Origin of the sequence: Blastomonas sp. CCH1-A6, from assembly GCF_001556365.1 — a bacterium.
Taxonomy (GTDB): Bacteria; Pseudomonadota; Alphaproteobacteria; order Sphingomonadales; family Sphingomonadaceae; genus Blastomonas; species Blastomonas ursincola.
On the sequence record NZ_LSIS01000035.1, the window covers coordinates 1 to 2,478 of the forward strand.

The 2,478-nt window shown below is 63.0% G+C and carries 2 protein-coding genes; one reads left to right on the top strand and one right to left on the bottom strand.

What is annotated here, in order from left to right:
- Nucleotides 1-587 (bottom strand): S1 RNA-binding domain-containing protein (locus tag AX735_RS01710; protein ID WP_156447385.1); only part of this gene is annotated, 587 nt, incomplete at its 3' end.
- Nucleotides 588-1,178: 591 nt separating this feature from the next.
- Here AX735_RS01710 and AX735_RS01715 point away from each other — a divergent pair.
- Nucleotides 1,179-2,390 carry an N-acetylmuramoyl-L-alanine amidase gene (locus AX735_RS01715; RefSeq protein WP_171007841.1) on the top strand — a complete coding sequence of 404 codons (1,212 nt, stop codon included), beginning with the start codon at nucleotides 1,179-1,181 and terminating at the stop codon, nucleotides 2,388-2,390.
- Nucleotides 2,391-2,478 lie beyond the last annotated feature (88 nt).

Sequence of the window (2,478 nt, forward strand, 5' to 3'; positions counted from 1 at the left end):
TCGCTGGCCTTGGCCTTACCGCCACGGCCATCGCGACGACGGCGACGACCGCCATTGCGGCCATTGCCGTTATTCTCGCGCGATTCTTCGGCTTCGCTTTCGCTTTCGCTCTCGCCTTCGTCGCTGTCGGAATCGCCGTCATTGTCGCCCGAAAGCGTCTCGGCACGGATCGGTTCTTCGTCGGTCTCGATCAGGCCCTCGTCCGACAATCCGTCGTCATAGCTGCCTTCTTCGCCACCGCGACCGGCGGCGTCATCTTCCTCTTCCTCGGCGGCGAGTGCTTCAGCCTCTTCGCGCGCGTGGCGGGCCTCTTCGGCAAGCAGCGCGATCTTGTCCTCGCGCGGGATCTGGTAATAGTCGGGATGGATTTCCGAGAAGGCGAGAAAGCCATGCCGGTTGCCGCCATAATCGACGAAAGCCGCCTGCAGCGAGGGTTCTACGCGAGTAACCTTGGCGAGATAGATATTGCCCTTGATCTGCTTGTGTTCGGCAGATTCAAAGTCGAATTCCTCAATCCGGTTTCCCTTGAGCACCGCCACCCGGGTTTCTTCCTGGTGGCGCGCATCGATCAACATGCGCGTTGTCATTCAATATTCTCCGTGCGCGCGCACCGGGCGGAACCGGCCGGGTCGCTGCGCTTCTGTCTGTTATGGCGCTGGCGCTCCCGATCAGGGGGGCGCTGCGCAAACGGGTTTGTTCGATAAGGATTGTGTCTGCTGAACGGGTTTGCAGGGCGTCAAGCGCACTGGCCGCGTCGCTTTTCCGCAGCCAACCGCCCGGAAGCGGGGTGGCGGAAAAGGCGGTATTCAAACCCATAAAGCGTCAACCTGGTGATACGGCATCTGCGGCAATCGGGGCCGCAATGCTGTCAGTGAGTGCGGGCGATGACCGTCAAGCCAATGAGCCGCAAGGCTTTGCTAGCATCGCCCGCGCAATACAGCAACAAAAAGCTCAACCGCACGACCACCCGGCCGTTATTGAACGGGGACACGGTGCAATAGCGTATGTTGCCCATGCCCGGTCTTGCCGATTCATGCTGAAATTCCTGTTAACCAGGTCGTTTCACAGGGTTTTTCCCGCTTAACCCTAATCCTGCCTTCATCAAGCGATCAGGCAGGAATCCGGGAATCATGAAATTGCACTGGACCGGACATTCGCGCCGGAGGCATAACAGGGCCATGCTGTGGCTGACCTCCATCTGCGCGTCGATGGCATGCACCATGCCCGTTCAGGCGGGCGAGGTCTCCAATGTCGAAATCCGCGCCAACCAGGTGGTGCTGCACTTCGACGATCCGATAGAAAGCGCCAGCAGCTTCGTCCTGAGCGGCCCCGACCGCATCGCGATCGACATCAAGGGCGCAACCGCGCGCGCCAATGCGCTGACCCAGCAGGGCCTGTTCCGCAACGTCCGCATGGCCCAGTTCGACAGCGATACCGCGCGGATCGTGCTCGATCTCGATCGGCCGGCGATGGTGAGCGCAGGCACCTTCTCCGAAGATGGCCGGAGCCTGACCCTGTCGGTCAAGGAGCTTGGATCGTCCGACCTTGTTGGCGTTCTCAATGCCCCGCGCCAGTCGTTCGTGCCGCCCGCCAATTTCCGCGCGGAACCGCCGCAGCGCCGCTACAGCGTGCGCATTCCGCTGCCCAAGCCGAGCAAGGCGCCGCCGCTGCCCAGGATCGAAGGGCCCAAGGATGACAGCCGCCCGCTGGTGGTGATCGATGCGGGGCATGGCGGCCACGATCCGGGCGCGATCAGCCCGCATGACGGAACGCGCGAAAGCAAGGTCACATTGCAGGTCGCCCGCGCCATCCGCGACGAGCTGCTCAAGACGGGACGCGTGCGCGTTGCGCTGACCCGCGACAGCGACACCTTCCTGGTGCTGCAGGAGCGCTATGGCATCGCTCGCCGCCTCGGCGCGGATCTGTTCATCTCGGTCCATGCCGATGCCGCCGCCTCGCAGACCGCGCGCGGCGCGACCATCTACACGCTGTCCGAGGTCGCCTCGGATCGCGAGGCAGCCCGGCTCGCCGCGCGCGAGAACAAGGCCGACATCCTGAACGGCGTGAATCTCGCCGATGCGCCGTCGGACGTATCGTCGATCCTGATCGACCTGACCCAGCGCGAGACGATGAACCTCTCTGCCGATTTCGCGCGGCTGCTGCGGCGCGAAGGCGAGGCGAAGATGAACTTTCGCACCGATTCCCACCGTTTCGCCTCGCTGATGGTGCTGAAAGCCCCCGATGTGCCGTCGGTCCTGCTCGAGACAGGCTATGTCAGCAACGAGGAGGACATCGCGCTGCTCAATTCCCCCAGCTATCGCAAGCGTATCGCGGAATCGGTGAGTCAGGCGGTCACGGTGTTCTTCGCGCGCAAGCTCGCTTCGCGGTAAATCCTCGCCGCAGCTATATCGTCATTCCCGCGAAAGCGGGAATCCCGCTTCGTCTTCAACCCTCTGCGTCAGTAGCGGGACCCCCGCC

Excerpts from the sequence above, each read along its gene's own strand:
- AX735_RS01715 (WP_171007841.1), top strand. The coding sequence starts at position 1,179 with ATGCTGTGGCTGACCTCCATCTGCGCGTCGATGGCATGCACCATGCCC.